Below are 1,836 nucleotides of genomic sequence, written 5' to 3'. Positions count from 1 at the left end.
CCTCGAGGCTTTCGAGAAAGTCCACGGCGCTCTTATCGAATGGCGTGGAGAACGCCAGCAGGCCCAGTTCTTTGGCGCGAGCGAAAATCGGCGCATGCCATTCCCAGGGCGTGTGGGCCTTCTCGTACAACGCGTACAACGAAGTACCGGCCCACAGGCTGTTCGGGTCCTTGATGAAAAACTCGCCTTCAGCCAGGTCCAGGGTCATGGTGTCGGCGGTGTAGGTCTGCAGCTTCAATGCATGGGCACCGGCCCTGGCCGCGGCCTCGACGATTTGCAGCGCCACGTCCAGGGACTGGTTATGATTGCCGCTCATCTCGGCAATGATGAAAGGTGGCGCATCGGCACCGATCAGGCGATCGCCAATCTTGAAGCTAGTCATCTGCGTGATCCTTCAATACGCGCGTGAACGCGCAGGCACTCTGGGTAAAACCGGCTTCGCGAAAGACGTTCAGCGACGGCTGGTTAGCGGGCAACACCTGGGCGGTGAGCGACTGAAGTTCCGGCCAGAGGGCCTTCACAAAGGTTTCCCCACGGGCCAGCAGCGCCCTGCCCCAGCCCAGGCCGAACCGGCCTTCGAACAGATAAATCGACACCTCGGCGCTAAAGCCACGCAGGTCATAACGCAGCACACCGACCGGACCGTCATCGGCCTCGGCAATCAACAGCAGTCGCCAGGGATTGTTCAGGCTCGCGGCCAGCCAGTTTTGGTGCGCAGGCCATTCGATCACGCCGGTCTCCAGCGACCAGCGGCGCACGGCCTCGGTGTTGCGCCCGTCGAACAACAACTGCGCATCACCCAGGGTCGCCGGGCGCATCCTCAGCACCGCACCGGCCAGCGCAACCGCTACCCGCTGCGCCCCACGCCCATCGACAAGTTGTCGCGACTGCTGTGCCAGGCTCTGGCGCAAACCCTGATTACCCGCGACAAAGCCAATGGCCAGGCGCAACTGCTCGACACTGACCTGCTCGCGGGCGCCCATGAACACATGGGCGCCCGCGGCCGCCATCACCTCGCCGTTGGCCTGCTGGTTGTTCGATACGGCAATGCAGATCGTCGGCAGCCCCATGGCCGCCCGCTCCCAACTGGTGCCGCCACCCGCGCCGACAAACAGGTCAGCTTCGGTCATCAATCGATAAAAGTCGCTGACAAAACTGTGCAGGCGCCAATGCGGGCGACTGGCCGCCAACGCCTGCATCTGCGCCCAGGCCGGATTATCCGCACCGGCGACAAAATCGACTTCCAGCTCGGCAAAATCCGCCAGCGCCAGCATTGCATGATGGGTTTGCATGGCCGCGTCGAACCCACCGAAGTTCACCAGAACACGCCGGGCCTGTGGTTTGATGTCGATGGCCGGGCAACAGAACTCGTCGCGCAACATGGCAAACCGGGGACCGAACAATGTCCGGCAGCCCGGCGTCAGCAGCGAGGTATAAGCCTCTGGCGTACCCGAGAGATTCTGGTTCAGCAACAAGTCGGCGCTGTAGGTCCGCGTGGCGAGGTCATCCACTACCGCGATCCGTGGCGCCCAGCGCCGCGCGGCCGTCTGCCAGTGATGATCGAGGCCGTAGTGGTCGACAATGATCCAGTCAAACGCCGGCTGGTGCTCCAGCAACGGCTCGAGCGCGGCGACGTCCGCCTGCCATGGCAGCATGGATTCGATGGCTTGCTGCGGGTCTTCATCGCTGTAGCGCTCAGGCAGCGCGAAGGTTTCGAAACCTTCGGCCCGCAGTGCCTCCACTCGATGCCCGGGTAACAGGCGACAGGCGAAAGCCACGTGACTGCCCTGCCGGCGCAACACGCGGGCCAGGCACAGGCAACGCGCGATGTGGCCG

2 protein-coding genes are annotated in these 1,836 nt (G+C 63.6%); both read right to left on the bottom strand.

Annotation, left to right across the window (positions count from 1 at the left end; all coding sequences use genetic code 11):
- The coding region (locus ACXRVY_RS26875) for an N-acetylneuraminate synthase family protein (protein WP_458238717.1) at positions 1-382 on the bottom strand (382 nt) is incomplete at its 3' end.
- Positions 375-1,836, bottom strand: a 1,462-nt coding sequence (gene pseG / locus ACXRVY_RS26870) for a UDP-2,4-diacetamido-2,4,6-trideoxy-beta-L-altropyranose hydrolase (RefSeq protein ID WP_458238716.1), incomplete at its 5' end; no start/stop codon positions are given. The genes ACXRVY_RS26875 and pseG, both read right to left, overlap by 8 nt.

It is taken from the genome of Pseudomonas sp. P5_A2_2, assembly GCF_054177685.1.
The sequence above is the reverse complement of the archived record's forward strand: the minus strand, read 5'-3'. Positions and strand labels throughout refer to the sequence as shown.